The following is a 25,868-nucleotide window of genomic DNA, read 5'->3' as shown; positions in this document are numbered from 1 at the left end:
CGCGTTTCACTTTCAGGCTTGCCGCTCTCCACGGCGAACGAGACCGAGCGAAGCTGTTCCGTCAGGAACAGGAAGCGTTCAGAGATCGTCTTCGAAATGACGTCCGGCATATGCGATTGTGACGATCTCGACCTCTGTCTTCAGGACACGGAACGCGATCGTCACGCGCCGCTCGAATCCGACGGTACGCAGACCTGGAAGAAGATCGTCGCGACTGGTCCCACGTTTGGGAAAGGTGGCGAGAGCCATGCATGCCTTCTCGATACGGTCGATATAGCCGCCTGCAATTCAGTAGCCGGCACGTTCTGCGATGTACTCGTAAAGGCCGACCAGATCGGCCTCCGCCTCCGGTCGGAATACGACCTTAAGTGCCACGCTTGGCTGCCTTCACGTTTCTGGCGTGACGAGTCCGCAGGCGCTTGAAAACGTCGCTCGCAGCAACGCTTGGGCGGGGATCCTGGACCGAAGCTTGGACCTTGGCGGCCAGATATTCGTCAAGCGCGGCATCCTGACGATCGAGGGCGCGGAGGGCCGAGCGCATGACTTCGCTGGCAGAGGCATATTCGCCTGACTTCAGGCGGGCTTCCAGGCTCGCGCGCTGCGGGCCAAGAGTCACGGTGATCGGCTTGCTGGTCCGCATGTGGTTCCCCTTCAGTGCTCTACAACGCAAGATATGACAGTGTCATACATCCCTCAAGCGCCATCCGGGCCTCCCTGCTCCGCGCACGGGAAAAGGTGCATTGTCATTGCCGGGCCAGTTCCTCCCCCATCGTGACCTTGTCCGCCAGCCGAAACCGCAGCGTGAACTCCGCACCGCCGCCGGGCAGGTTCTCCACCGACACCGTGGCGGCGTGATCATCCGCCACGGCGCGCACGATCGAGAGCCCCAGCCCCGCGCCGTCACTGCGCCGGCGGTCGGCGCGCCAGAAGCGCTGGAAGATCAGCTCGCGCTCAGCCTCCGCGATCCCAGGGCCGGAATCGCGCACCCGCACCGAACCGTCCTCCCCCACCTCGACCTCGACGGTGGTGCCCTCCGCCGTGAACTTGATGGCGTTTTCGGCAAGATTGAACACCGCGCGCTGCAGCATCTCCGAATTGCCGTGGATCAGGACTGGTGCGTCGGTGCCCTTCAGCGCGATGTCCTTGCGTTGCGCGATCGCGAACGGAGCGATCGAGCCGACCACCTCGGCACAGACGGCGCGCAAATCCGCGGTCTCGCCGGGATCGAGCACCAGGGTGTCGAGCTCGGCGATCTCAAGCAGCTGGGCGACGATCCGGCTCATCGCCTCGATGTCGGCATGCAGCGCCCGCCGTTCCGCGCCGTCGCCGAGCGTCTCGATCCGCGTGCGCAGGATCGCCAGCGGCGTGCGCAATTGATGCGCGGCATCCGCCGTGAACTGCCGCTGCACGCGAAAGCCGGCCTCGAGGCGGTCGAGCGCCTGGTTCACGGCGGTGACCAGCGGCACGATCTCGCGCGGAATCTGCTCGGTCGGCAGGCGAATGTCGGTGCGTGCAGGGCCGATGTTGCTGGCCTCCTGGGAGGCCTTCCACAACGGCGCGATCGCGCGGCGGAAGATGATGATGTCGATGGCAAGCAGGACCAGGAGGATCGGGACGGTGATCCACCCGACCCGCCGAAAAAAGTTCGAGACGATATCGTCGATGATGACGTCCCGGTGGGCCAGATCCTCGGCAACCTGGATGCGCACCGTCTTGCCGGCAACGTCTCGCGTGACGCTGGCGCCGGAGACGGTGTCGGAGAAACGGGAGGGCGCCGTCGCGGCGGAACGCCGGTGGGAGGAGAACAGCAACCTTCCGTCGGCATCGCGAATGTCGAACTGGTAGCGGCCGTAGGCGTCCGAATAAAGCCCCTTGAGGCTGTCGGGCAGGTTGAAGGTCAACGTGCCGTCCGGCTGCGCGACGATGCGCTCCGCCAGCACCTCGGCCTGCGCGCGCATGGCATCGCGATGCAGCTGGTCGATCTCGGAGTTGAGCAGCCAGAACAGCACCAGCGGCAGGAAGATCGCGACCACCGCGACCGCGACGATGTGCAGGAACACGATGCGCGAGATCAGCGATTTGAAGGTCAGCGATCCGGCACGGCCCGCGGCGGGCACGTTATTTCTCCTCGGTCATGAGATAGCCGACGCCACGGATCGTATGGATCACGACCTTGGCGCCGTGCTCGGTCAGCTGCTTGCGCAACCGCGACACGTAGACCTCGACCGCGTTGGAGGCGACCTCGCCGTCGAGGCCGAAGATGTGGTCCTCGACGTTCTTCTTCGGTACCACCCGCCCCTGCCGGCGCAGCAGGATCTCGAGCACCGAGGTCTCGCGCGCGGAGATGATCCGCGGCTGGTCGTCGACGAAGATCTGCCGGCTCTCGGTGTCATAGACGAGGTTGGCGAGAGTGAGCGAGCGGCCGAGCAACTGGCCGGGGCGGCGCAGGATGGCCTCCAGCCGCGCCACCAGCTCCTCCATCGCAAACGGTTTTGCCAGATAATCATCGGCGCCGCTGCGCAGGCCCGTGACACGGTCCTGCAAGCCGCCGCGCGCAGTCAGCACCAGAACCGGCAGCGGCTCCATCTGGTGACGCAACTCGCGCAGCACCGACAGGCCGTCGGCATCAGGCAGACCGAGGTCGAGGATCATCGCAGCATAGCTGACGCTGTTCACCGCCTCACGCGCCTCGGCCGCGCTGCCCACGATGTCGCTCTCATAGCCGGCTGCGGCCAGCCCACCGGCCACGAGCCGCGACAGCTCGGCATTGTCCTCGACGATCAGAAGCCGCATCGCATATCCGCTGGACGTTCCTGATACCGCACCGCTCGCGCCGCATCTGCGCTCTTTTCCAGCATTCGGGGCGCCGCGGCCAGCGAAAAAGCGCCGAATAGCTCTCCTTGTCAGGTCGGTGTAAGCCAGCGCTGCGCATGAACCCGGTCATCGACCACATGATCATCGCCGGCCGAAGATTGACCCACGGAACATTCGTTTTGGCGTGTCGTTAAATCCAAGCGCTCAGGATGAGCGCCTGGAGGAGCCCGATGTCGTATTTTCCATCTGGCGAAGACCAAGCCTTCCGCATTTGCAAGGTGCTCGCCGACGTCTTCTGCGCGATCCTGCTCGGCACCTTTTCGATCGTGTTCTTCGGCTGGATCGGCGGAATTGTCGCCTTCGTCATTCTCGAAGCTGCCCTGCTCGGGCTCGACTGGCTCATGCCAAGCGCAAGAGACGCAGCAGGCGTCGTTCGCTAGCCGCGCTTCCGATGCTCGGCAGCCGACCGATGGTCCGCCTCTGGCGGCAAATAAGCTCGGCTGCTACGACTCAGCTTGCCCCAACGCGCGGACCTTTCCATTACGACGCGCGCCGGCACTAACGGAAAAGGACACCGACCAGGCCTTGCGCAGCGCTCTTTGAATTTCATCGGGATCGAAGCGCATCGGGGGCATCGTTCAGCGCCACGATTTCGGATCGGGCGATGATGCATGTCTACCACTGTTTTGCCCGACGGGTCAAAAATTTCGGTAATTTCGCAATCGCTCGTGGTAACGAAGTCAAGTCATTGATATCGCTGCCCCTGTCTACTGTGCATGGGGTTGTTTTCGATGTTTTGGTTGGACGCCCTCCCAACAGCAGCGACAACGCCCCGGAGTCTTTCGCTCCGGGGCGTGCCGCATTCGATCGGGACGCGATCAGCTCTGCGAGCGCCGCGCCATGAAGATGTCGTAGCCGACCTCGGCCACCTGGAACCAGGAATAGCCGTCGCTCGTGAACTTGGCGAGCGAGTCGTTCACCTTCTTGAAGTTCGGATTGGTCGCAGCGACTTCGGCGTGCAGCTCCTTGGCCGCCTTGTAGCAGGCATCCATGATCGCGGGCGAGAAGGCGTGCAGCTTGGTGCCGCCCGCGAGCAGCTTCCTCAGCGCCAGCGGATTGGCGTTGTCGTAGCGCGCCATCATGTAATTGTTGGCGTAGTGGCCGGCCTGCTCCAGCACGCTCTGGTAATATTTCGGCAGCGCGTTCCACTTGTCGAGGTTGACGAAAGCCATCAGCATCGGACCGCCTTCCCACCAGCCGGGGTAGTAGTAGTGCGGCGCGATCTTGTAGAAGCCGAGCTTCTCGTCGTCATAGGGCCCGACCCATTCGGCGGCGTCGATCGTGCCCTTCTCCAGCGCCGGATAGATGTCACCGCCGGCGAGCTGCTGCGGCACCACGCCGAGCTTCTGGAGCACGCGGCCGGTGAAGCCGCCGATGCGGAACTTCATGCCTTTGAGATCGTCGGGCGTGTTGACCTCTTTCCTGAACCAGCCGCCCATCTGGCAGCCGGTGTTGCCCGCGAGCAGCGAGACGACGTTGTAGCTCTTGTAGAACTCGTTGAGCACGTCGCGGCCGCCGCCCAGCATGTACCAGGCCTGGTTGATGCGCATGTTGGGACCGAACGGCACGGCCGAGCCGAAGGTGAAGGTCGGGTCCTTGCCGAAATAATAATAGGACGCGGTGTGGCCGATCTCGCAGGTGCCGTTCTGCACGGCGTCGAGCACCTGCAGGCCCGGCACGATTTCGCCGGCCGCGAAGATCTGGATCTGGAATTTGTTGTCGGTCGCCTCGGCAACCATCTTGCACATCATCTCGGCGCCGCCAAACAGCGTGTCGAGCGATTTCGGCCAGCTCGTCGGCATGCGCCATTTGATTTCCGGCATCGACTGCGCGATCGCGGGAGCCGCGAGCGTGGCGGCGCCGGCCGCACCAAGTCCTGTGACCTTGATGAAGTCTCTTCTCTTCATGATTTCCTACCCTAATGGATCTGATTGTGGAGCCTTCTTTGCGAGGCTTGCCGACAGAATGGAGCATCACGGGACCGAATGCCATCCCGATCGCACTGCGGCAAAGAAAAAGCCCGGCCTCGCGAGCGAGGCCGGGCTTTCCGGTCTTACTACTTAAGCAATAAATCAGCCGCGAGTGCGCGAGCGGATCATGAAGCTGTCGTAGGTATATTCGGCAACCTGCCACCACAGATATTCGTCGGAGCGGTAGGCCTGCATGGAGTCAATGGCCTTTTTGAAGTCGGCGTTCTTGCCGGAAACCTCGGCCCACAGCTCGTTGGTCGCCTTGAGGCAGGCTTCCAGCACCTCGTTGGTGAACGGACGAAGCTGGGTGCCGCCGGCGACCAGGCGCTTCAGCGCCGCCGGGTTCTGCATGTCGTAGCGCGCAGCCATCCAGCTGTTGGCATTCGCCGTCGCGTTGGTGAGGATCGCCTGATAGCTCTTCGGCAGCGCATTGAACTTTTCCAGGTTGGCGAAGGCGTGGACAGTCGGACCGCCCTCCCAGAAACCCGGATAATAGTAATACTTGGCGACCTTGGCGAAGCCGAGCTTCTCGTCATCGTAGGGGCCGACCCACTCGGCGGCGTCGATGGTGCCCTTCTCCAGCGCGGGATAAATGTCGCCGCCAGCGAGCTGCTGCGGCACCACGCCGACCTTCTGCAGCACCTGGCCGGCGATGCCGCCGATGCGCATCTTGAGGCCGGAGAGGTCGGCAACAGTCTTGATCTCCTTGCGGAACCAGCCGCCCATCTGGGTACCGGTGTTGCCGCATGGGAAGCCGATCACGTTCGACTTCTTGAAGAACTCGTTGGCGAGCTCGTTGCCGCCGCCCTGATAGAGCCACGAGTTCTGCTGGCGCGCGTTGAGGCCGAACGGCACCGAGGCGAAGATCGCGAAGGTGGGGTCCTTGCCGACGTAATAGTACGAGACGGTGTGGCACATATCGACCGTGCCGTTCGAGGTCGCATCGAGCGCCTGGAGGCCGGGGACGATTTCGCCGGCGGCGAACACCTGAATCTGGAACTTGTTGTCAGTCATCTCGGCGACGTACTTCGCCACCTGCTCGGCGCCGCCATAGATGGTGTCGAGCGACTTCGGGAAGCTCGAAGTCAGGCGCCACTTCACCTCGGGCGAGGACTGTGCGATCGCCGGCGAGGCCACCGCGGTCGCCGCCGCGCCTGCTGCCGACACTTTGAGAAAATCACGACGCTTCATCTTCAGGTCTCTCCTTGCTGGGGCGTTTCCCCTTGACTTCTCTTCTTGCCGCCGCTCGTTCCGGCGACGCGTTGAGGTCGCGTCGAACCGAAGGGGCTTGACTGCGGGGGGCCTTTAACACGGCCAGCCCGGTTTCGGAACGCGACAATGACATGACGGGGCTCTACGAAAGTCGCATGCCCCGGAGCCTGCCGCGGTGCCCCCCATTCAGGCCGCGGCGATGACACCCTTGAGCTGGTCCCGGACCTGGCCGGCAATGGCGCGGTAGATCGCCGCATGAGGGCCGTCCGGCTCGCTGTCGACCACGGGATTGCCGGCGTCCGAGGTGGCGCGAATCGCCATGTGCAGGGGGATTTCGCCCAGGAATGGGACGCCGAGCTTCTCGGCCTCGTGCCGCGCCCCGCCATGGCCGAAAATATCCGACTTGGTGCCGCAATGCGGACATTGGAAGTAGCTCATATTCTCGACGATGCCGAGCACGGGCACGTTGACCTTCTTGAACATGGCAAGCCCCCGCCGCGCATCGATCAGGGACAGGTCCTGCGGGGTCGAGACGATCACGGCGCCCTTGAGCGGCACGTTCTGCGCCAGCGTGAGCTGGGCATCGCCGGTGCCCGGCGGCATGTCGACGACCAGCACGTCGAGCTTGCCCCATTCGACGTCGCGCAGCATCTGCGTCACCGCCGACATCACCATCGGACCGCGCCAGATCATCGCGGTCTCCTCCTCGACCAGGAAGCCGATCGACATGATGGCGAGCCCGAAGCGCCGAAGCGGAATCATCTTGCGCTCGTCGTTCAGCTCCGGCTTGTCGCGCAGGCCCGTCAGGCGCGGCACCGAGGGGCCGTAGATATCGGCGTCGAGCAGCCCGACCTTGAGGCCGAGGTCGCGCAGGCCGAGCGCCAGATTGAGCGCCGTGGTCGACTTTCCGACGCCGCCCTTGCCGGAGGCGACCGCGATTACGGCGGCAACGCCGGGAATTTCCGATTGCCGCGCCATCGGCGACCCCCCGCCCTGGGGCGGCTTGTGGGCATGGGCCGGCTGCACGCCGGGCGTGCCGCGGCTCGGCTGCGGGGGTGGCGGCGGCGCGGAGCCCGGCTTGCGCTCGGCGGTCAGCGCCACCATGACGGTGGTGACACCGGGAATGCTGCGCACGGCGGCTTCCGCTTCGGCCCGGACGGATTCCCAGGCTCTTGCCTCGGCGGCGTCGACATTGATCGAGAAGAATACCTTGCCGTCGGAGGCGCTGATCGCGCTCAGCACATTGGCATGGGGGAGCGCGACCCCGCGGGGCGACTGGACCCTGGCGAGGCTATCGAGAACCTGTTGCTGCGTCACGCTCAAAGCGCATCTCCTGCAGTTGAGGATGCCCCATTAGAGCGGAAACGCCCAAAAGGCTACTGTCTGCCGATATCGTCCGCCTTTTCGGCCGGCGCCGCCCCCTGCTCCAGGGCGGCCTCGTAGTTCAGCTCGATCATGACCCCGTTGGGGTCGTGGACGAAGATCTGCCAGAGATCGCCACCGGGCACCTGGCGGGCCTCGAACTTGATCTTCTTTGACGCCAGCCGCTGTTTCATACCGTCAAAGCCGCGACTGGCGAAGGCGACATGGTGGACAACGCCGGAATCCGGCTTTTGTGGCTCGTCGGTCGGGGAAATGTCGACGAGGTGAACCACCGGCCTGCCCTCGCTGTACATCCAGGCGCCCGGGAAGGCGAAGTTCGGCCGCGCACCTTTTTCCAGGCCCAGCACGTCTTCGTAGAAGCGGACGGTCTCGGCCAGATTCCGGGTCCGGATGTTGAAATGATCGAGGACGCCTACGCTCACGCCGCCCATGCTCTCGCTCCCTTGTTTTGAAGTCCTTGGGTCGCCACCCTAGCACGGCAGGCCGCCAAACGAAGCCGTTGCCCTCTGGCCTCAAGGGTTTATGGTGCGCCTCCGGTCCGCCCTCCCCGCGGAACCCAGGCATCCCTCGCTTGGCAAGAACCGTAAACCCGAACTACGGACAAGGTACCACTATGGCTAAAGTCGCTTTCCTCGGTCTTGGCGTGATGGGCTTCCCCATGGCCGGACACCTCGTGAAAAAAGGGGGCCATGAGGTCACCGTCTACAACCGCACCGCGGCGAAGGCGAAGGAATGGGCGGACAAGTTCGGCGGCAAGACCGCGCCGACCCCGAAGGCCGCCGCCGAGGGTCAGGATTTCGTGATGTGCTGCGTCGGCAACGACAACGATCTGCGCGCGGTCACGATCGGCCCCGACGGCGCCTTCGCCGGCATGAAGAAGGGTGCGACCTTCATCGACCACACCACTGCCTCCGCCGAGGTCGCCCGTGAGCTCGACGCGGCCGCGACCAAGGCCGGCTTCAAATTCGTCGACGCCCCCGTGTCCGGCGGCCAGGCCGGCGCCGAGAACGGCGTGCTGACGGTGATGTGCGGCGGCGCGCAGGACGCCTATTCCGGCGCCGAGCCGATCATCACGGGCGCCTATGCGCGGATGTGCAAGCTGCTCGGGCCCGCCGGAAGCGGCCAGCTGACCAAGATGGTCAACCAGATCTGCATCGCCGGTCTGGTGCAGGGCCTCTCCGAGGGCATCCATTTCGCCAAGAAGAGCGGCCTCGACGTCGCCGCTGTGATCGAGACCATCTCGAAAGGGGCCGCCCAGTCCTGGCAAATGGAGAACCGCTACAAGACCATGAACGAGGACAAGTACGATTTCGGCTTCGCGGTCGAATGGATGCGCAAGGACCTCTCGATCGCGCTGGCCGAAGCCCGCCGCAACGGCGCCAATCTGCCGGTGACCGCGCTCGTCGATCAGTTTTATTCCGAGGTCGAGAAGATGGGCGGCAAGCGCTGGGATACGTCGAGCCTGCTCGCACGCCTGCAACGCTGACGCTCTGTTGCGGCCTGGTTCGGCGTAGCCGGCTTTGAACGTCGTCGCGACATCCGTCGCGACGGCGTTCCGTAAAGCGCGCCGACCGAAACAATCATAGACTTCCGGGGGGAAGCCTTGCCTAACGTGATCGCCGCCGTCCTTGCTGTTGTTGCGCGCCTGTTCCCGGTCGCGCTCCTGGCCCTGCTGGCATCACCTTCGCAGGCGCTTGCCGCATCGCTCGATGGTGCCAGCATTGGCCCGCAATGGGCGCTTCCATTCGCGGGGATGCTGCTCTCGATCGCCATATTTCCGCTCGCCGCGCCTCACTTCTGGGAGCATCACCAAGGCAAGATTGCCGCGATGTGGGCCACCCTGATCGCGCTGCCGCTTGCAATCTGGTACGGCCCGCTTCCAACCGTCCAAGCGCTCGTTCACACGGCGCTGCTCGAATACGTCCCGTTCATTCTGCTGCTCCTCGCCCTGTTTACCGTCGCCGGCGGAATCGTGGTGCGCGGCAATCTTCACGGCTCCCCCGTCCTGAATACGCTGCTGCTCGCTCTCGGCACTCTGATCGCGAGCGTCATCGGCACGACCGGCGCCTCAATGGTCATGATCCGACCGGTGATCCGCGCCAATGACGATCGGCGGCACAACGCGCACGTCGTGATCTTCTTCATCTTTCTGGTGTCCAACATCGGCGGTTCGCTCTCCCCCTTGGGAGATCCCCCGTTGTTTCTGGGGTTCCTGCGCGGCGTGGATTTTTTCTGGACGACGACACACCTGCTTCCCCAGACCACGTTCGCGGCCTGGATTCTGCTCGCCCTGTTCTTTTGCATCGATACTTATCTCTATCGCAAGGAAGGCCGCGTCAAACCGGACCCAACTCCGGACAATCCCTTGCGGATCAGCGGCGGCCTCAACTTCGCTTTGATGGGAGTCATCATCGCTGCGATCCTCTTGAGTGCCAAGCTCGACCTCGGCGGATTTGAAGTTCTCGGCACGCATCTCCAGGTGCAGAATCTCCTGCGCGATGCCGTGATGATCGGAGTCGTGTTCGCATCTCTCGCCGTCACCTCGAAGGAGGACCACGACGCGAACGGCTTCTCTTGGGGCCCGATGATCGAAGTGGCAAAGCTGTTTGCCGCGATCTTCATCACCATCATTCCCGTGCTCGCGATTCTCAACGCCGGCAAATCCGGCGCGTTTGCCTCCGTCGTAAACATGGTCACCAACGCAGACGGCACGCCGAACAATGCCGCATATTTCTGGTTGACCGGCCTGCTCTCATCCTTTCTCGACAATGCGCCGACCTATCTGGTCTTCTTTGAACTTGCCGGAGGCGACGCCAAGCATCTGATGACGAACGGCGCCTTGACCCTTGCCGCGATTTCCGCCGGTGCGGTGTTCATGGGCGCAAACTCCTACATCGGCAACGCGCCCAATTTCATGGTGTACGCAATTGCTCGAGCGAGTGGTGTCGCAATGCCCGGCTTCTTCGGATACATGGCCTGGACCTCCGTCCTGCTGCTGCCGGTCTTCGGGTTGGTCACGCTCGTTTTCTTCAGATGATTGAAGCGCGGGTTGATGAAAGCGGCCGCCCGGACTGCGTATGAATTAACGTTCGGTTAACGTAATTCTTTAGCTCCTTAAGTCAGCTCTTAAGGATTTCTTGCCAGAGATAGACAATGCAGAAAGCCCGCGTCCGGCGTGGGCAGGAATCCGTGTTGCTTGATGAGTAACCCCGCTGAAAAGCCCGAGGTCGTGCAGCTTCCGGCCGAGCCGGTGAGCGCGCCATCGGCGAGCAGCCGAAGGGCTGCGGCGCAGCGGGTGCGCGAGGCGCGCGACAAGTTAACGTCGACCAGTGGAACCCGGCCGGCTTTCGACGCCGAGATGCTGCGGCAATACGCCCAGACCCGGCTGTCGGCCTCCTATGTCGTGATGCTCCTGGTGGTGGCGACCGGCGTGCTGTTCGGGCTATGGATGCAGCCGATCCCGGCCGCGGCCTGGACCGCGGGCATGCTCTGCATCCACAGCGCCATGATCCGCAGCTGCCGGCGCTTCCTGACCGAGCCCGCCTCGCCGGCCGCGACACGCGCATGGCGGACGCGCTTCGTCGTGCTCGACCTGCTCTATGGCCTGTGCTGGATGGCGATCCTGATCCATCCCGTGCTCGACATGGTCACGGAAACGCTGATGATGTTCTTGATGCTGCTGGTGATCGCAGTATCGAGCATGCTCGCGGCCAATCTGCCGATCGCAGCCCTCGCCGCCACGGCGCCGGTCGCGGTTGCGATGGCGCTGAGCTTCGTGACGACCGGATCGCTGGACAATTACATCCTGGCAGCGCTGTCGCTCGCCGCCGAAGGCTATTTCGTGCTGCTGGCGCACCGCCTGCACTCCTCCACCTTCGCCACGCTGGAAGCACGTGCGGAAAAGGACGCGCTGATCGGCGAGCTGGAGCAGGCCAAGGCAATCTCGGACGAAGCGCGCCACCGCGCCGAAGCCGCCAACGTCGCCAAGTCGCGCTTCCTCGCGCAGATGAGCCACGAGCTGCGGACGCCGCTGAACGCCATCCTCGGCTTCTCAGAGGTCATGAAGAGCGAGATTTTCGGCGCGCATGCGGTACCGGTCTACAAGGAATATTCCGCCGACATCCATAATTCCGGCGTGCACCTGCTCAACCTCATCAACGAGATCCTCGATCTGTCGCGGATCGAAGCCGGCCGTTACGAGCTCAACGAGGAAGCGGTGTCCCTGGTCGGCATCGTCGCCGATTGCCATCATCTGATGAAGCTGCGTGCCTCGAGCCGCGGCATCACCATCCACGAAGTGTTCGAGCAGGCGATGCCGCGGCTCTGGGCCGACGAGCGCGCGATCCGCCAGGTCGTGCTCAACCTGCTCTCCAACTCGATCAAGTTCACCCCGCAGGGCGGCGAGATCTGGCTCAAGGCCGGCTGGACCGCCTCCGGCGGACAATATCTCTCGGTGAGGGATTCCGGCTCCGGCATACCCGAGGACGAGATCCCGGTCGTGCTCGCCTCGTTCGGCCAGGGCTCCAATTCGATCAAGTCGGCTGAACAGGGCGCCGGCCTCGGCCTGCCGATCGCCAAGAACCTGATCGACCTGCACGGCGGCACGTTCACGTTGAAATCGAAGCTGCGCATCGGCACCGAGGTGATCGTCACATTCCCGCCGGAGCGCGTGATGAGCGCGCTTGCCCCACTCTCGGACGATTCTCCACCGCTCCAGCCGGAGAGCTCCGTCGTGCCGGACGAGAAACGCCGGCCGCGGCACAAGCCGATCATGAGTGCCGGCACAGGCTCTTAACGAGATGCTTGCAGACATGCCCGATCATCCCTCACTATGTCCGTATGAGCAAAGAAACGCCGTGCGTCGCCGTGTGCATGATCGATCCCAAGACCAAGCTGTGCTTCGGCTGCGGCCGCACCTTGCCGGAGATCGCACGCTGGCACGCCATGGAGAGCGCGGACCGGCGCGCGATCATGGCCCTCTTGCCGGAGCGCATGACGGAAGCCGGACTAGTGCCGATCGCTGGATCCCCAAAGCACGTCTGATCCGCCTGCGTGCCCTTGGAGGCGCGCGATGATCCGCTTCCTGCTCGTCCTGATCATGCTCGCCGGCACGGCAGGTGCCGTCGTCGCCTATGGCGATCCCGACCAGATCGCGCGCGCCAGCCACAAGGTCTCGCATATTTTTCGCGCACAAGCCGCCTCTCCGGCGCCGGCCGTGCAGATCCCGCGTGGCCAGGGCGGCGAATTCACGCTGCGCGCGAAGATCAACGGCGTCACTGCGCCGATGGTGATCGATACCGGCGCGACGTCGGTGGTGCTGACCTGGGAAACCGCAAGGGCGATCGGGCTGCCGCTCGAGATGCTTGAATACGACGTCGATCTCGAGACCGCAGGCGGCCACACCAAGGCAGCGCGGCTCACGCTCGACCGTCTCGCCGTCGGCAAGCTGGTCGAGAAGTCGGTGCCGGCCCTTGTCGTGCAGCGCGGCCAGATGAAGACCAATCTGCTCGGCATGAGCTTCCTCGACCGGCTGGAAAGCTGGGGCGTGCGCGCCGACACGCTGATGCTGACAGGGTATCCGGAGCAGCAGCGCAGTCCCCGCCGCGCGCGTACGGCGGTCGACTAAAGCGCGATGCGATTAGGATGAATCGTCTCGCGCTTTAGGCTGTTGTTTGAACATGATCTTTTCGGAACACCGCTGCGCACTTTTCCGGATCATGCTCCCGCTCATTTAGGCCGCCTCAGCCGGCGCGCGGGCCCCGACACACGTGATCGCCTCGCGCAGCACGTCGAGACCGGCGCCGGGCTTCACACCCTGCTCGGCAAGATGCCGGCGGAACGCACGCGCGCCGGGCACAGCATGAAATGCGCCGACGAAATGCCGCGTGATCGCGTGCAGCCGCGTGCCGTGCGCGAGCTGCTCTTCGATGTAGGGCATCATCGCCTCGAGCGCGTCCTGTATGGTGGCGTGCGGCGCCGGCCCTCCAAAGATTTCGTGGTCGACCGCGAGCAGCCGCCACGGCTCCTGATAGGCGGCGCGGCCGAGCATCACGCCGTCGACATGGGCAAGATGCGCCTTTGCCTCGTCGATGCTCCGAACGCCGCCATTGATGATGACGGGCACATCGGGCATCGCGCGCTTGAGCCGGTAGACGCGATCATAGTCGAGCGGCGGGATATCGCGGTTCTCCTTCGGCGACAGGCCGTTGAGCCAGGCCTTGCGGGCGTGCACGATCAACGCATCGCCGCCCGCGGCGACCACCGCACGCGCGAGCGCATCGAGCGCGACCTCCGGATCCTGATCATCGATGCCGATGCGGCACTTCACCGTGACGGGAACGGCGACCACGCGCTTCATCGCGTCGACGCACCTCGCCACCAGCTCCGGCTCGGCCATTAGACAGGCGCCGAAACGGCCATCCTTCACACGATCGGACGGGCAGCCGACATTGAGATTGATCTCGTCATAACCGAAGTCCTCGCCGATCCGTGCCGCCGCCGCGAGCTCGCGCGGATCCGATCCGCCGAGCTGAAGCGCCACGGGGTGCTCGACCGCGTCGAACCCAAGCAGCCGCACCCGGTCGCCGTGAATGATCGCGCCGGTCGTCAGCATCTCGGTATAGAGCAATCCCCGCCGCGTCAGGTGACGGTGGAACACCCGGCAATGCCGGTCGGTCCAATCCATCATGGGTGCCACGGAAAAGCGATGAGACAACATATGGATCATATAGACTTTCGAGCCCCCGACGGGAATAGCGGATTTCATGACCGTGCCGGGCCCGATGGCACGCTCTGCGAGCCAATCGGCGCGGGGAAAGCCGGCGCCAGACCAGACGGCAAGCGGTTCGCGGCAGCACGGCGCGGCGCCGCGCTCGAACGCGTACACGTCGAACGCGACCAGTCCGCTGCCAGCGAGTAGCGCGCGAAGAGCATGCTCACTCACGTGGGCCGTCGGAAGATTTGCCTTGATCTCCCGGTGCACATGTCGTGGACACGATAGCCCCTAACCAACATGAGAGATCGAAAGCGAAATCAAGCACGCTATTGCAGCGCAGGCTGCTCCAAGCACGTCGCCATGCAGCAAATCTGTGCAGCGTGGTTGCGCCTGATCAGATCAGGCTTCGCCACTCGGCCGTCCTTACCTCGCTTGTTGCGGGCCGCGAGGATTGGCGTACGCCGCGGCGCTACACCAAGCTCAAGCAGTAGCTCGCCTGCGAGCACTCGGGCGAGCTCGCTGGCTTCGACAGGGAGCGCCGGTCCAATGCTCAAGCTCGTGAGACAGCGTCTGAAAACAATCGACCTGCTTGTGCCGACGCATGTACCGCCTTAGCCACCAGCTGCCCGCGTGAAACGCGAGGGCGACGCCGATAAGGGGAGAGAACGAACGTTTCCTTTCCGAACGGAAGAACGTCGGAACGCAAAGCGGCAGATGACGCTATCGAGACTCTCATTCACGTCGCGCATGCGGTGTCCGTGAGAGGCCATCCAGTTCTCGATGCGACGCACGCCTGAACGTCCCAAGCCCGGCTGCGCCAGGAGCTCGGTCTTGGTGTGAAGCGACGCAATCTCGAGGAGGTAGTGCATGCGCGTCACGGGCTCTTTGCCAACCAACGCTGCAAGCGGACTGTGAACCAGAATGCCTGCAATTCGCTCAGGGAGAAGGCTTTGCCCCTGCTTGGGAACGAGAGCTTTCCTCACGGTCAATTCCAGCTAGACTTTCAGACGTTCCAAGATCGTTCTAAGAACTCCTCTAGCAAAGCCAATCGGCGTTGTCTCACATGTACACGCTGCGGTTGATCTCGATTAGACAGGTTCTAGATCGGGGAACCCCAAAGCGATAGCGGAACACGTTGCAGGGTGACCGCGAGAACGCCGGCTATTGTGTAATGAGAACGGGACGATTCGTGATGCGTTTCAATCTCGATCCGCGCAAGGCTTTTGGAGCTGCGATCTCTCCCGGATCGTGTTCTAGGCGATGAGTTCCCGGCGCGAGATTGTCGAGAGCAGAGACTCCGCAATCTCCTGCGACCGCACGGCAATCACCGAAAGCAGCGTGTCGCTCAGACCGTGAGAGGATTCCGAATAGCCCTGGAGGTGGATCTGCGGCCGGAACGCCGGATTGGTCACGAGCCGGTAGTTGCGATCCAGCGCCGCATCGCGAATGTAGCGGCGGATCGGTTCGAGAAACCCGTGCGGCGTCTCCCTGTCGTATCCCGTCGCCAGCACGACCACGTCATAAGTCGAACGACGGTTTTCGCCGCGGAACTTGTCAATCACGCCGATCTCGATGCCGTCCGGTCCCGCATTCACATTGGAAATCTCGCTGCGGGGACGCAACATGACCCTTGTGTCGCCACCGACGCGCTGCTGGTAGAGCAGCCGATAAAGCTGGTCCAGCAGGTCGGCATCGACGACGGCGTAGTTGGTGTTCCGGAAGTTGCGGACGATCGCATCCCGCCGCTCGTCAGGCTGCGCGTAGACGAAGTCCGTATAGTCCGGGTTGAAGATCTCGTTGACGAAGGGACTGCTGTCGGACGGCTTGAGAGCATGGCCGCGGAAGATCAGATCGATATGCGCTTCGGGACATCGGCCATGAAGATCGACCGTTACCTCGGTCGCGCTCTGTCCGCCACCGACGACGGCCACGCGCACGGACCGGCCGCGCGGGACAACGCGCTCTATCAGGTCGAGATAGCGGCTGGAATGCAGCAGCCTGCGATCGTCGGTAGCCTTGGCAAACACCTGCGGAACATAGGGCTGGCCTCCAACCGCGACCACGAGATTTCGCGCCAGCCGCACGGTCTCCCCGCCGGCGAGCGAGCGCGAATGCACCCTCAACGACGTCACCGTCTGCCCGGCCGTCACCGGCTCGACGGCGACGATGGTCTCGCCGTAAGCGGCCTGCGACTTGAAATGGCTCGCCACCCACTGCAGGTAATCGTTGAACTCGACCCTGCTCGGATAGAACGTCCGGCAGTTGATGAAATCCAGTAGGCGGCCGCGCTTATGCAGGTAGTTCACGAAGGTGAAGGGACTGGTCGGATCGCGCAAGGAGACCAGATCTTTGAGAAACGATATCTGCATGTCGCTGCCCGGAAGCAGCATGCCGCCATGCCAGGTGAAGTGCGGCTGCTTCTCCACGAACAGCGGCGTGCATTTCAGCCGTGATCGCTTCGCGCATTCGTCCAATGCGATGGCGAGCGCGAGATTGGAAGGCCCGAATCCGACGCCAATGACGTCGTGCTCGATCGCAAGTTGATGGGACATGAAGCCGCGCTCCGCTTGCGCTTTAAGACGAGACCGTTGGGCCGGCGGCTGCCGGAAGCCAAAGCCGATCGCCGAAGAAGCGCTCGCGCAACAGCATGACCAGGGTCGCGCGCTTATGGGGAAAGTCGAAATTCTTGATCTTCGCAAACCCCGAGCGCTCGAGATTGCGAACCTGCTGGGAGTGCGCGGCCGCCGGCTCCCCGACGATCCGCTGCGTGCGGCAATCTTCGAGAAACATGTAGTGCATCAGAGACGGCAGCCACGCGCTGATGTAACGACCGCCGCGAAAAGCGTCCTCGCCCACGACCACGTGCCATCCCCGGTCATAGTCGTCGGCATCATAGAACGGCGCAATGCGATTTTCCTTGGCCCAATAGAGCTCGAAATAGCCGAACGGCTGCTCGCCGAAGCAGCCGATCAACGGCAGCATATGAGGATCGGCCAGAATGCCGGCCAGATATCGCCGATGCTTGTCGAGATCGCCCGCCTCGTTCCAGAATGCATCGACGCGAGGATCGTTCATCCAGCGGTGCAACAAATGGAGGTCATTCTCGAGATCGGCCACGCGAAACGAGATGACCTCCGACAGCCAGGGAATGAAACGACCGTACACCTTTCCCGCCGGCTTTGCGGCGCGGCGCGGATGGCGCTTGCCGTCCGTCATGACGTGGAGTTGCGGCAATGGCGGTCGCCCGGGGTTGACCAGCCAGTTGTCCCGCCGCTGCATCACCAGTTCGGGCAGCAGCACCAGTCGCCCCTCGGACATGATGGCAAGACCACTCTCGGTCAGCTCTCGTGCAAGCGGCGCTCTTCCAGCGAAGTCCAGAACAAGTCGATCGGCGCCAGGTCGCCAGGCAAACAGCGCCTCGGCGGACGCCGACACCGCCCGTGCCGCAACCTCGCGGTCGTCCGAGGCATTCAGGATATCGAGGTGATCGACGCGCTCGCGCAGACGCAGTTCCAACGCGGTCACATCGGCGGCGACGACGCGAAGGCGATCGCCCTCCTGGAAAACGGTCTGAGAGGAATATGGGCCGACCGGGAACGCACGAGGTCCGGTCCCGGAATCCGAAGCCTTGTTCATCCGGCCCTCGCATCTCGATCATCGCTGAGGCGTGGTGTAGATCACTCGCCTACAGGCTGACAAGGAATGCGCGCACACGCAGATTAGATTCTCTACAAATCTGACGGCCTGTCGCAAAACGGGATCGTATGCCGTCATTTGTGCGACAGATGGCGCCAGCGGCTCGCTACATTGTGTCTAAAGCGGCGCATCGGTTGGAACTGCGGAAGGCCCAGCGACGTTGCTGGCCCTTGCCTCGCTTGCGACGATCTTGCCGTCGCGCAGCCGCACCAGATGATCCGCAATCCCGAAATAGCGATCATCGTGTGAAATCACGATGATGGTCTTTCCGAGACGCTTCAGATCGGGCAGCAGCTCCGTATAGAAGATGTGCCGGAACGCCGGATCCTGATCCGCGGCCCATTCGTCAAACACGAGCACGGGTCTTTCCTCCAGCCATGCATTCATCAGCGCCAATCGCTTGCGCTGTCCGGTCGACAGGTCCGTCGTCGTGAACACGCCGTTCTCGACCGAGACCTTGTGCGCGACCTCCAGCCGCTGGAGATAGCGTTCCGCCACATCAGGAACCACGCCCTCTCCACGAATGAGATCCTCAAACAGATAATAGTCGGAGAAGATGGTCGTGAAGAGCTGGCGGTAATCGTCGCGTGTCTCCGTCAGGACCGGCGAACCGTCGCGCAGCACGGCGCCGCCATGCGGAGCATAAAGGCCCAGCAACAACTTGATCAGGGTCGTCTTTCCACTGCCGTTCTGCCCCACGATGAAGACGATGTCGCCTTGCCGAACGAACAGATCAACCGGCCCGAGGACAAAGGGATCGCTGCCCGGCACGGCGCGAAAAGCATAGGTTACGCCGCGGAGCTCGATGGATTCGATGGCGGTCTTGCCGGGTGCAGCGGGCGCACTGGCCAGCAGATCGTGCTCGGGGCTCGAGAACTGCCCCGAGAGCTCCGCAATGCGGCGCATCGCGACCTGGGCGCGACCGAGCGCCGGCAGGATGCCGATGACCTGGTCAATAGGCCCGCGCATAAAGAGCAGCACCAGCACGAACCCGCTGGACACCGCAGCGGGACTGTCGGGCCACAGGAACGGTCGCAAGGTCAGCGCCACGCCGATCACGACGAAGAACAGCATCGTCCCGAACGCCCGCGCCGTCACGAACAGATTGATCGACCTGATCTGCACCGAGCTGATCCGGTCGACGGTCTGCTGGAGCTGCTCGACATAGACGCGCCGACGGCGCACCCGATTGAGGCGCAACTCCTTGGCACCTTCGGCGATCGCGCGATATTGCTTGTGCAGCTGATCTTCGGCCTCTCGCGCGGTGCTGAAGCCGCGAACACCGCGCGTCCTCGCATATCCATGCGCCAGCGATCCCAGCACGATGACGACTCCCGTGATCAGGAAAAGCTGCCAAGACAGCACCGCCAGGTAAACCATGCAGCCGAGCGCGATCACGAGCGACACGAAAAAGGACGAAAAGAAGAACGCGAAATCGCTGATCGTGTCGACGTCCTGCGTGAGAACCGGGATCAGGCGATGCGTCCGGTAGATTTCGAGCTGATCGATCGGCGCAGCCAGGATTTTGGCGGCGAGCGACTTACGAAGCTCGGCGATGATCCGCTGTCCGACAAAATTGGCGCTGATGTCGGCGCCAATGGAACCGATCAGGATCAGAAGGCACAGGCCAGCGAAGGCGAAAAACAGCGTTACCACGTCGGCCTGCGTGGCATAAAGCCCATGATTCACGACCGCGAGCAACGCCGCGACGGAGGCACCGCCGACCACTCCGAGAACGCTGCCGCCGAGCACGAGTGGCCAGTAGGGCCGCAGGAGCTGCAGGATCTGCGTCGTCAGGCCGCTTCGTGAGTTCATGATGAGAGCCGCGCTGGAGGAGACCTGAAGCGAACCTATATGGCCGGACAAGCCGTGCCGAAGTGATGCGAATACATGATGGCAGCACCGCAACTCCAGCGGTTATTTTCGCTGCTCTTTCGATGGATTCTAATTTGGGATCGGCAATGCCTTTAATATGATGCGGGTAGTATCGCTTTTGCATCGCAGCCGGCGAGCGAGCAGGATTTTTGATCCAGAGCCGTGCCAGGCCGCGACATCCGGACATTTGAAGCGCTTGCAGGCTGGCATCGGACAGGCCGGTGGAGAATGAGTTTGGACTTGCTGATCTCCGAAACCCGCATCGCGCTTCCCGACGCCGCCGGCCTCGCCGCGCGGATGATCGATCATCTGGCCGAGCATGACATCGCCTTCGAGGACCGGGACGGTCTCATGGTGGCGAAACTGCCGTTCGGCATCAGTTCCCTCGCCGTCGAGGCCGAAGCGCTCAAGATCCGCGTCGAGGCCAACGACAAGGGCAATCTGGAAATGCTGCGCTCGGTCGTCGCCTCGCATGTGATCGAGTTCGCGGGCGACATTGCCCCAACCATCATTTGGTCCGGTCATGAATCCAACGGCGGCACGCTGGCTAATTTCCGTGAAGTGCGGCTGAAGGCCGCGATCACCCTGACGCCGCACATGCGGCGGCTGACCTTCACGGGCGACGATATCGCCCGTTTCGTGAATGACGACGATCTGCACGTGCGGCTGTACTTCCCGCCCGAGGGCCTCGCCAAGCCCGAATGGCCGTGGCCCGCGCCCGACGGACGTATCCTGTGGCCGGAGCCCGACCGCAGGCCCGTCACCCGTTATTACACGATCCGTCGCATCGACTTGCAGAGCCGCGAGATCGACATCGATTTCGTGGTCCATGATCATGCCGGGCCGGGCTCGGCGTTCGCCGTGAACGCGACGGCCGGCGCCATCTGCGGCATGGCCGGCCCGCTCGGCCGGGGCATTCGTCCGGCGCGCTGGGTGCTGCTGGCGGGCGACGAAACCGCCCTGCCCGCCATCGCGCGAATTCTGGAGACGCTGCCCGCGACGGCGACGGGTGAGGCCTTTATCGAGGTCGCGGATCGGCGCGAGGAAGTTCCGCTGGTCGCCCCGGCCGGGGTAGCAATCCGCTGGTTGCATCGCGAGGGCCGTCCAGCCGGGACGACGCAGCTCCTGGTCGACGCCGTCAAGGCGGTGCGATGGCCGCACCATCAGGACGTCTTCGCCTGGATCGCGTGTGAGGCGCAGGCGCTGAAGGCCCTGCGCAACCATCTGCGCGATGAGCGAAAGCTTTCCCGCGACCAAGTTCTGGCCGTCGCCTATTGGAGCCTGCGCCAACCATGACGATCCAACACGCGCAGACGAGCGAAAGAACGCTCGCCTTGCCAACCGACGTCACGCAGGCCTCGCTGGAAGCGCCCGCGCCCTTGTTCCAGCTCGACCAGGTCGGCTTCGCAGTGGCCGGGCGCGCGCTGCTCGAACCGCTGACGCTATCCTTTCCCGCACGCAGCGTCGTCGGGCTGATCGGCCATAATGGCTCCGGCAAATCGACCTTGCTGAAATTATTGTCGCGCCAGCAGCCAAGCTCGTCGGGAACGATCCGTTTCGAAGGCCGCGCACTGCGCGCCTGGAGCGATCGGGACTATGCCCGCAAGGTCGCCTACCTGCCGCAGCAGACGCCGCCCGCCGCGGGCATGCTGGTCAAGGAGCTGGTCGCACTCGGACGCTATCCCTGGCACGGCGCGCTCGGACGGTTCGGTGACATCGACCGCGAGAAGGTCGCAAACGCCATGGCGTTGACCCATATCGAACCCTTTGCGGATCGCCTGGTCGATACGTTGTCCGGCGGCGAGCGCCAGCGGGCGTGGATCGCCATGCTGGTTGCGCAGGATGCCGAGTGCCTGCTGCTCGACGAGCCGACCTCGGCGCTCGACATCGCTCATCAGATCGAAGTGCTGTCGCTGGTCAGGCAGCTCGCCCGCGAGCGCAATCTCGGCGTGGTCGTGGTGCTCCACGACGTCAACATGGCCGCCCGCTTCTGCGACGAGATCATCGCGCTGCATTCCGGGAAGCTGATCGCGCGCGGCACACCGGACAAGATCATGACGCCGGCCGAGCTCGAAACCATCTACGGCATCCCCATGGGCGTGATGCCGTCGCCGGACCATGGCCATCTCATCAGCTTCGCGCGGTGAGCGCCGTCAACCGCGCTGCGGGCGCAGCAGCCAGATGAGATAGGGTCCGGCAAGCATCATGGCGAAGATGCCGGCGGGCATCTGGAACGGGAAGATCACCATGCGTCCGGCCCAATCCGCCGTCACCATCAGGATCGCCCCGATCAACGCGGCCAGCGCCGCCTGATGCAGCGCGCGCTGCGCCCCCATCATCCGTGCCATATGCGGCGCGATGAAGCCGACCAGGCTCAGAAGACCAACCATCAGCGTGGCCGTCGCCGTCAGCAACGCCGTCAGCAGCATGATGATGACGCGGCTCCGCGTCAGCGAGATGCCGATCGAACGCGAGGTCGCAGGTCCGAGCGGCAGGATATCAAGCCAGCGGGACAGCATTGGCACCATGATCAGCAGAACGAGCGCCGCGGCGGCGAGGATTGCGGCCTCGGCCGGGCCGATCTGGTAGAGCGAGCCTGTCAGCAGCGACAGCAGCGTGCCGATGCGGGGATCGCCTGTCGCCAGCGCCATGGCAATGATCGCGCCGAATGCCGCGCTCATGGCGACGCCTGCCAGCAGCACGCGCTCCGGACTGAACTCGGACCGCCGGCTGAACAGCAGCACCAGCGCCAGCACAATGAAGGCGCCGATCCCGGCCGCTGCAATCTGCTCCAGCCGGGTGTGGGCGGGAAAGAGATAGAGCAGAACGATCACGCCCATCGCGGCGCCATAGCTGATGCCCATGACCTCCGGCGCGGCCATCGGGTTTCCGGTCATCCGCTGCAGCAGCGTGCCGGCGACCGCCAGCGTCGCGCCCGCGGCCAGCGCCGACACCACGCGCGGCCAGCGCCACGGCCAGAATTCCTGCAAGCCCGACAGGCCGCTCCAGCGCCAGCCGTCGGAGCCGACGCCGAGGGCCAGCGCGATCCAGACGGCGAGCAGCAGCAAGACTAAGGCCAAAAGGATCACGCACCAGGGATGATCGAGCCGCGCCGGAGCGGATGGCGTGAGGTTTCCCATCGGCATGGTGGCTCGCAGCCGTGGCAGCAGCACGAGCAACATTGGCGCGCCGATCAGGGCCGTCACCGCACCGGCCGGCATTTCGCGATAGCCGGGCGGGATCAGAAGCACGAGCTGATCCGTCAGCCACAGCAGCAGGGCGCCGCAAAGTGGCGCCCAGATCAGCCGGTCGCGAAAGCGGCGCGCGCCTGACAGCATGACGATGGCCGGCGCGGACAAACCGACAAATCCCATGACGCCGACCACGCTGACGACCGACGCGCTGAGCGCGATCGCGATGACGAGCGCGAAGACCCGGGCCCTCGTCAATCCGAGGCCGAGATTGCGCGCGGTCTCGTCGTCGAAGCCGAGCAGGGTCAGCGGACGAACCATCGCCGCGATCAGCACGATCGAAATCAGCAGCCGCGGCGCCAGGAAGGTGACGTTGCTCCAATCCTGCTGATTGAGGAAGCCGGCGCCCCAGATGAACAGACCGATCAGATATTCGTGGTTGAGCAGCACCAGCGCCTGGGTGGTCACCGCACAGTAGTAGCTGACGATCAATCCAGCGAGCACCAGGACGACGGGCGACAGCGCACGCTTCCAGGTCAGCCCGAACACGCACAGGAACGCAGCGAACCCGCCGCACAGCGCAATCCACTCGCGGCCGAAGGCCAGCAGCGACGGCGCCCACAGGGTCGTCACGGCCAGCGCAAGATAGGCGCCGTTCAGGACGCCGATGGTGCTCGGCTCCGCAAGCGGATTGCGCAACACCTGCTGAGAGACCGTGCCGGCAAGACCGAGGGCTGCGCCGGCCAGCAGCGCCACTGCGATGCGCGGAAACACGGTGTAGTGCACCAGCATCTGCTGGGGATCGGTGACCTCGGGCCGCCACAACACCGGCAGCCAGGCGCCTGCGGGCAGATATCCGGACAGGTTCCGCCAGGTCAGCGCGGCCGCGGCTGCCAGCAGCAAGCCGATCAGCACCGCCGGATGCATCTCCAAGCCGGACCGGGCCGGCAGTGCCTCAACCTTGCTCATGGCTTTCCCGCGGCAGACGTTCGGCGAGAAGGCGGGCGAAACGTTCGGCCGCCGGCACGCCGCCATAGAAGAACTGGTTACCCAGGACCGTCAGCCGATGCGACCGAAGAGACGGCAGGGTTTGAAGCACAGGGCTTGCCTTCAGCAGCGCTTCGACATCGGCGACCCGCGAGGTCATCAACACCAGCCGCGCGTCCGGAACCGCGGCGAGCACTTCGAGCCCAACACTGGTATGGCCCCATGGGCCGCTCTGTCCCGTCCAGGCATTCTTCAATCCGCACCGATCGAGCACCTCCTGATAGAGGCTGTTCGGTCCGAACACGAGCGCGCGGTTGCGCGCGATCTCGCTGACGAGATAGAGCGGCTTGCCGCCGCGACCCTGGAGCCGCTCACGATAGCCGGCCATGGCGACGTCGAAACGGGCGAAATAGGCTTCGCACGCCGACTGCACTCCGAGACGTTTGGCAAGCTCCAGCGTCGAATGGCGCGCCGTGTCGAGAGGATGCCCGCCGGGTCTGAAGATCGTAAACGTTTCGACCGGCGCGATCAGCTTGAGCCGGGGGACGGCGGCCGCAATGCTGGGGTCGATGACGATGATGTCGGGCGCGAAGCTCTGCAGCAGTTCGAGATTTGGCTCCGAACGCAGACCAATTTCCTGAACCGCGGACGGAACGGGCGGCTCGACGACGAGCCGGCCATAGCGCTCGATCTCCGGAATCACCAGCGGCACAACGCCGAGCGCCAGGATCGTCTGGGCACAGGCCCAGCCGAGCGCGGCAATTCGGAGCCCAGATTGCGGTCCACTGGTTTGGGCAAATGCCATTGGCCATCTACCCGCAATGGCCGTGCCTCCGATCGCTGCGCCCACGCCGAGGAGCGCACGGCGGGACAGCCTATGGTCTGGAATAGTCGTGCTCATGGGATCCGTTCAGGCGCCTCTCGCACAGAAGCGCGAGAGATGATGATCATGACATACTCTCGTTCACGCTGCATTGCCATATCAGGCCGCCTTTTCACCAGCGGCGAGAAAGGCCTTGGCCAGCGCCCGCCCGATCGTCGCCCTCGCCTGCAAGGCATCGGCCACGACATTCCCCATGCGCAGGAATTCATGGATCATGCCGGGATAAACGTGCAGATCGACGGGAACGCCGGCCGCCGCCAAGCGGGCTGCATAATCGTGCCCCTCGTCCACCAGGGGATCGAACTCGGCGAGGACGATGCATGCGGGAGCAAGGCCCGACAAATCATCCGCTGCGAGCGGCGCAAAACGCCAATCGTCGCGATCCGACTCGTCGCGGAGATATTGCCGGAAGAACCAATCGACGGTGCTACGCTCCAGAAGATGGCCGGTACCGTAGCGCTCGTAGGATGCGGAGCTTTGTCGGGAGCTGAGACCGGGATAAGCGAGAACCTGAAGCACCGGCGGCGGAAGGACCGTGTTTGTCCTCGCTTCGATCGCGAGCGCGGCGGCAAGCGTTCCGCCGGCGCTGTCGCCGCCGACGGCGACCCGGCGGGGATCGAGCCCGATCGCGCGGCCCTCGAGGCCGATCCAGGTCAGCGCATCGACTGCATCCTCGAAAGCGGTCGGAAACTTGTGCTCCGGTGCGAGCCTGTAGCCGACCGACAGCACGGCCGCACCGCTGTCCTCGGCGAGGCCGCGGCACAATGGCTGATGCGAATCGAGGCTGCCGACGACGAAGCCGCCGCCGTGCATGTAAAGAAGAACAGGAATGGGAGTGCGTTCGCTCGGCTGCGCGCTCGCATAGAGCCGCGCCTCGATGATCGCGCCATCCCGCACCGGCAGCGACAAACGCCGCTCGTAGGCGAGCGCCGGCGGATCGACGTCGAGCAGCGGCGAGGACGCATCGAAATCGGCCCGCGCCTGCGCAGCAGTCAATTGCGGAAACGGAACGCGCGCGCCGCTTTCGGTGCCGGCCTGCACCATCTCGAGCAATGCCGCGATATCTGGATCAAGACTCAAAG

General features: G+C 63.9%; 23 protein-coding genes. 8 read left to right on the top strand and 15 right to left on the bottom strand.

The window, feature by feature from the left end:
* Nucleotides 1-78 precede the first annotated feature (78 nt).
* From I6F33_RS05135 to I6F33_RS05120, 4 genes are all read right to left on the bottom strand, one after another.
* Entirely contained in the window at nt 79-273 is a 195-nt protein-coding gene (locus I6F33_RS05135; RefSeq protein WP_346657201.1) for a type II toxin-antitoxin system RelE/ParE family toxin, read from the bottom strand.
* Between the two features lie 91 nt (nt 274-364).
* A complete protein-coding gene (locus I6F33_RS05130; RefSeq protein WP_036022224.1) occupies nt 365-640 on the bottom strand; it encodes a type II toxin-antitoxin system ParD family antitoxin in 276 nt (91 codons plus the stop codon).
* A 103-nt stretch (nt 641-743) separates the two neighbouring features.
* Nucleotides 744-2,117: an ATP-binding protein gene (locus tag I6F33_RS05125; protein ID WP_225141407.1), complete on the bottom strand. Its 1,374-nt coding sequence runs from the start codon at nt 2,115-2,117 to the stop codon at nt 744-746.
* Nucleotide 2,118: 1 nt separating this feature from the next.
* Nucleotides 2,119-2,793, bottom strand: coding sequence for a response regulator transcription factor (locus I6F33_RS05120; RefSeq protein ID WP_036034504.1), 675 nt, complete (start codon nt 2,791-2,793; stop codon nt 2,119-2,121).
* Between the two features lie 251 nt (nt 2,794-3,044).
* Here I6F33_RS05120 and I6F33_RS05115 point away from each other — a divergent pair, with 251 nt between their 5' ends.
* On the top strand, nt 3,045-3,254 hold the full coding sequence (locus I6F33_RS05115) for a hypothetical protein (RefSeq protein ID WP_036001583.1): 210 nt from the start codon (nt 3,045-3,047) through the stop codon (nt 3,252-3,254).
* A gap of 438 nt (nt 3,255-3,692) precedes the next feature.
* On the opposite strand, the gene I6F33_RS05110 is transcribed toward I6F33_RS05115, so the two are convergent.
* The 4 genes from I6F33_RS05110 to I6F33_RS05095 all read right to left on the bottom strand — a co-directional run bounded on the left by I6F33_RS05110 (nt 3,693) and on the right by I6F33_RS05095 (nt 7,870).
* Nucleotides 3,693-4,781: a TRAP transporter substrate-binding protein gene (locus I6F33_RS05110; protein WP_036001586.1), complete on the bottom strand. Its 1,089-nt coding sequence runs from the start codon at nt 4,779-4,781 to the stop codon at nt 3,693-3,695.
* 165 nt (nt 4,782-4,946) lie between these two features.
* Nucleotides 4,947-6,035 carry a TRAP transporter substrate-binding protein gene (locus I6F33_RS05105; protein ID WP_036001589.1) on the bottom strand — a complete coding sequence of 363 codons (1,089 nt, stop codon included), beginning with the start codon at nt 6,033-6,035 and terminating at the stop codon, nt 4,947-4,949.
* Between the two features lie 207 nt (nt 6,036-6,242).
* Nucleotides 6,243-7,379, bottom strand: coding sequence for an Mrp/NBP35 family ATP-binding protein (locus tag I6F33_RS05100; protein ID WP_036001591.1), 1,137 nt, complete (start codon nt 7,377-7,379; stop codon nt 6,243-6,245).
* A 53-nt stretch (nt 7,380-7,432) separates the two neighbouring features.
* The gene (locus I6F33_RS05095; RefSeq protein ID WP_036001594.1) at nt 7,433-7,870 is read right to left on the bottom strand and encodes a VOC family protein; all 438 of its coding nucleotides are present in this window, start codon (nt 7,868-7,870) and stop codon (nt 7,433-7,435) included.
* Nucleotides 7,871-8,052: 182 nt separating this feature from the next.
* On the opposite strand from I6F33_RS05095, the gene I6F33_RS05090 reads away from it, so the two are divergent.
* The 5 genes from I6F33_RS05090 to I6F33_RS05070 all read left to right on the top strand — a co-directional run bounded on the left by I6F33_RS05090 (nt 8,053) and on the right by I6F33_RS05070 (nt 13,065).
* Nucleotides 8,053-8,925: an NAD(P)-dependent oxidoreductase gene (locus I6F33_RS05090; RefSeq protein WP_225141405.1), complete on the top strand. Its 873-nt coding sequence runs from the start codon at nt 8,053-8,055 to the stop codon at nt 8,923-8,925.
* A gap of 126 nt (nt 8,926-9,051) precedes the next feature.
* Nucleotides 9,052-10,476, top strand: coding sequence for a sodium:proton antiporter (locus I6F33_RS05085; protein WP_225126023.1), 1,425 nt, complete (start codon nt 9,052-9,054; stop codon nt 10,474-10,476).
* Between the two features lie 162 nt (nt 10,477-10,638).
* A complete protein-coding gene (locus tag I6F33_RS05080; RefSeq protein ID WP_036001601.1) occupies nt 10,639-12,234 on the top strand; it encodes a HAMP domain-containing sensor histidine kinase in 1,596 nt (531 codons plus the stop codon).
* Between the two features lie 44 nt (nt 12,235-12,278).
* A complete protein-coding gene (locus I6F33_RS05075) occupies nt 12,279-12,482 on the top strand; it encodes a DUF1289 domain-containing protein (protein ID WP_036022214.1) in 204 nt (67 codons plus the stop codon).
* A 28-nt stretch (nt 12,483-12,510) separates the two neighbouring features.
* Entirely contained in the window at nt 12,511-13,065 is a 555-nt protein-coding gene (locus I6F33_RS05070) for a TIGR02281 family clan AA aspartic protease (RefSeq protein ID WP_036001607.1), read from the top strand.
* Between the two features lie 105 nt (nt 13,066-13,170).
* Here the strand turns inward: I6F33_RS05070 and dusA are convergent, their stop codons facing one another.
* From dusA to I6F33_RS05050, 4 genes are all read right to left on the bottom strand, one after another.
* On the bottom strand, nt 13,171-14,157 hold the full coding sequence (gene dusA, locus I6F33_RS05065; protein ID WP_225142023.1) for a tRNA dihydrouridine(20/20a) synthase DusA: 987 nt from the start codon (nt 14,155-14,157) through the stop codon (nt 13,171-13,173).
* A gap of 1,250 nt (nt 14,158-15,407) precedes the next feature.
* Nucleotides 15,408-16,706, bottom strand: a complete 1,299-nt coding sequence (locus tag I6F33_RS05060) for a lysine N(6)-hydroxylase/L-ornithine N(5)-oxygenase family protein (RefSeq protein ID WP_225141403.1) — start codon at nt 16,704-16,706, stop codon at nt 15,408-15,410.
* A 22-nt stretch (nt 16,707-16,728) separates the two neighbouring features.
* The gene (locus tag I6F33_RS05055; protein ID WP_225141401.1) at nt 16,729-17,790 is read right to left on the bottom strand and encodes a GNAT family N-acetyltransferase; all 1,062 of its coding nucleotides are present in this window, start codon (nt 17,788-17,790) and stop codon (nt 16,729-16,731) included.
* A gap of 177 nt (nt 17,791-17,967) precedes the next feature.
* Nucleotides 17,968-19,665 carry a cyclic peptide export ABC transporter gene (locus I6F33_RS05050; RefSeq protein WP_225112786.1) on the bottom strand — a complete coding sequence of 566 codons (1,698 nt, stop codon included), beginning with the start codon at nt 19,663-19,665 and terminating at the stop codon, nt 17,968-17,970.
* Nucleotides 19,666-19,959: 294 nt separating this feature from the next.
* Between I6F33_RS05050 and I6F33_RS05045 the strand changes: the two genes are divergently transcribed.
* Complete coding sequence (locus I6F33_RS05045; RefSeq protein ID WP_225141399.1) at nt 19,960-21,021, top strand: siderophore-interacting protein; 1,062 nt, start codon at nt 19,960-19,962, stop codon at nt 21,019-21,021.
* On the top strand, nt 21,018-21,872 hold the full coding sequence (locus I6F33_RS05040) for an ATP-binding cassette domain-containing protein (RefSeq protein WP_225141397.1): 855 nt from the start codon (nt 21,018-21,020) through the stop codon (nt 21,870-21,872). The genes I6F33_RS05045 and I6F33_RS05040 overlap by 4 nt, the downstream gene beginning before the upstream one ends.
* Before the next feature lie 6 nt (nt 21,873-21,878).
* Here the strand turns inward: I6F33_RS05040 and fhuB are convergent, their stop codons facing one another.
* From fhuB to I6F33_RS05025, 3 genes are all read right to left on the bottom strand, one after another.
* Nucleotides 21,879-23,885, bottom strand: coding sequence for a Fe(3+)-hydroxamate ABC transporter permease FhuB (fhuB, locus tag I6F33_RS05035; protein ID WP_225141395.1), 2,007 nt, complete (start codon nt 23,883-23,885; stop codon nt 21,879-21,881).
* Nucleotides 23,872-24,708, bottom strand: a complete 837-nt coding sequence (locus I6F33_RS05030; protein WP_225141393.1) for an ABC transporter substrate-binding protein — start codon at nt 24,706-24,708, stop codon at nt 23,872-23,874. Before I6F33_RS05030 ends, fhuB begins: the two co-directional genes overlap by 14 nt.
* 177 nt (nt 24,709-24,885) lie before the next feature.
* A complete protein-coding gene (locus I6F33_RS05025; protein WP_225141381.1) occupies nt 24,886-25,866 on the bottom strand; it encodes an alpha/beta hydrolase in 981 nt (326 codons plus the stop codon).
* Between the last annotated feature and the right edge of the window lie 2 nt (nt 25,867-25,868).

It is taken from the genome of Bradyrhizobium sp. BRP20 (assembly GCF_020194215.1).
Lineage (GTDB): Bacteria > Pseudomonadota > Alphaproteobacteria > Rhizobiales > Xanthobacteraceae > Bradyrhizobium > Bradyrhizobium yuanmingense.
This window is presented reverse-complemented; position numbering and strand designations above follow the sequence as displayed.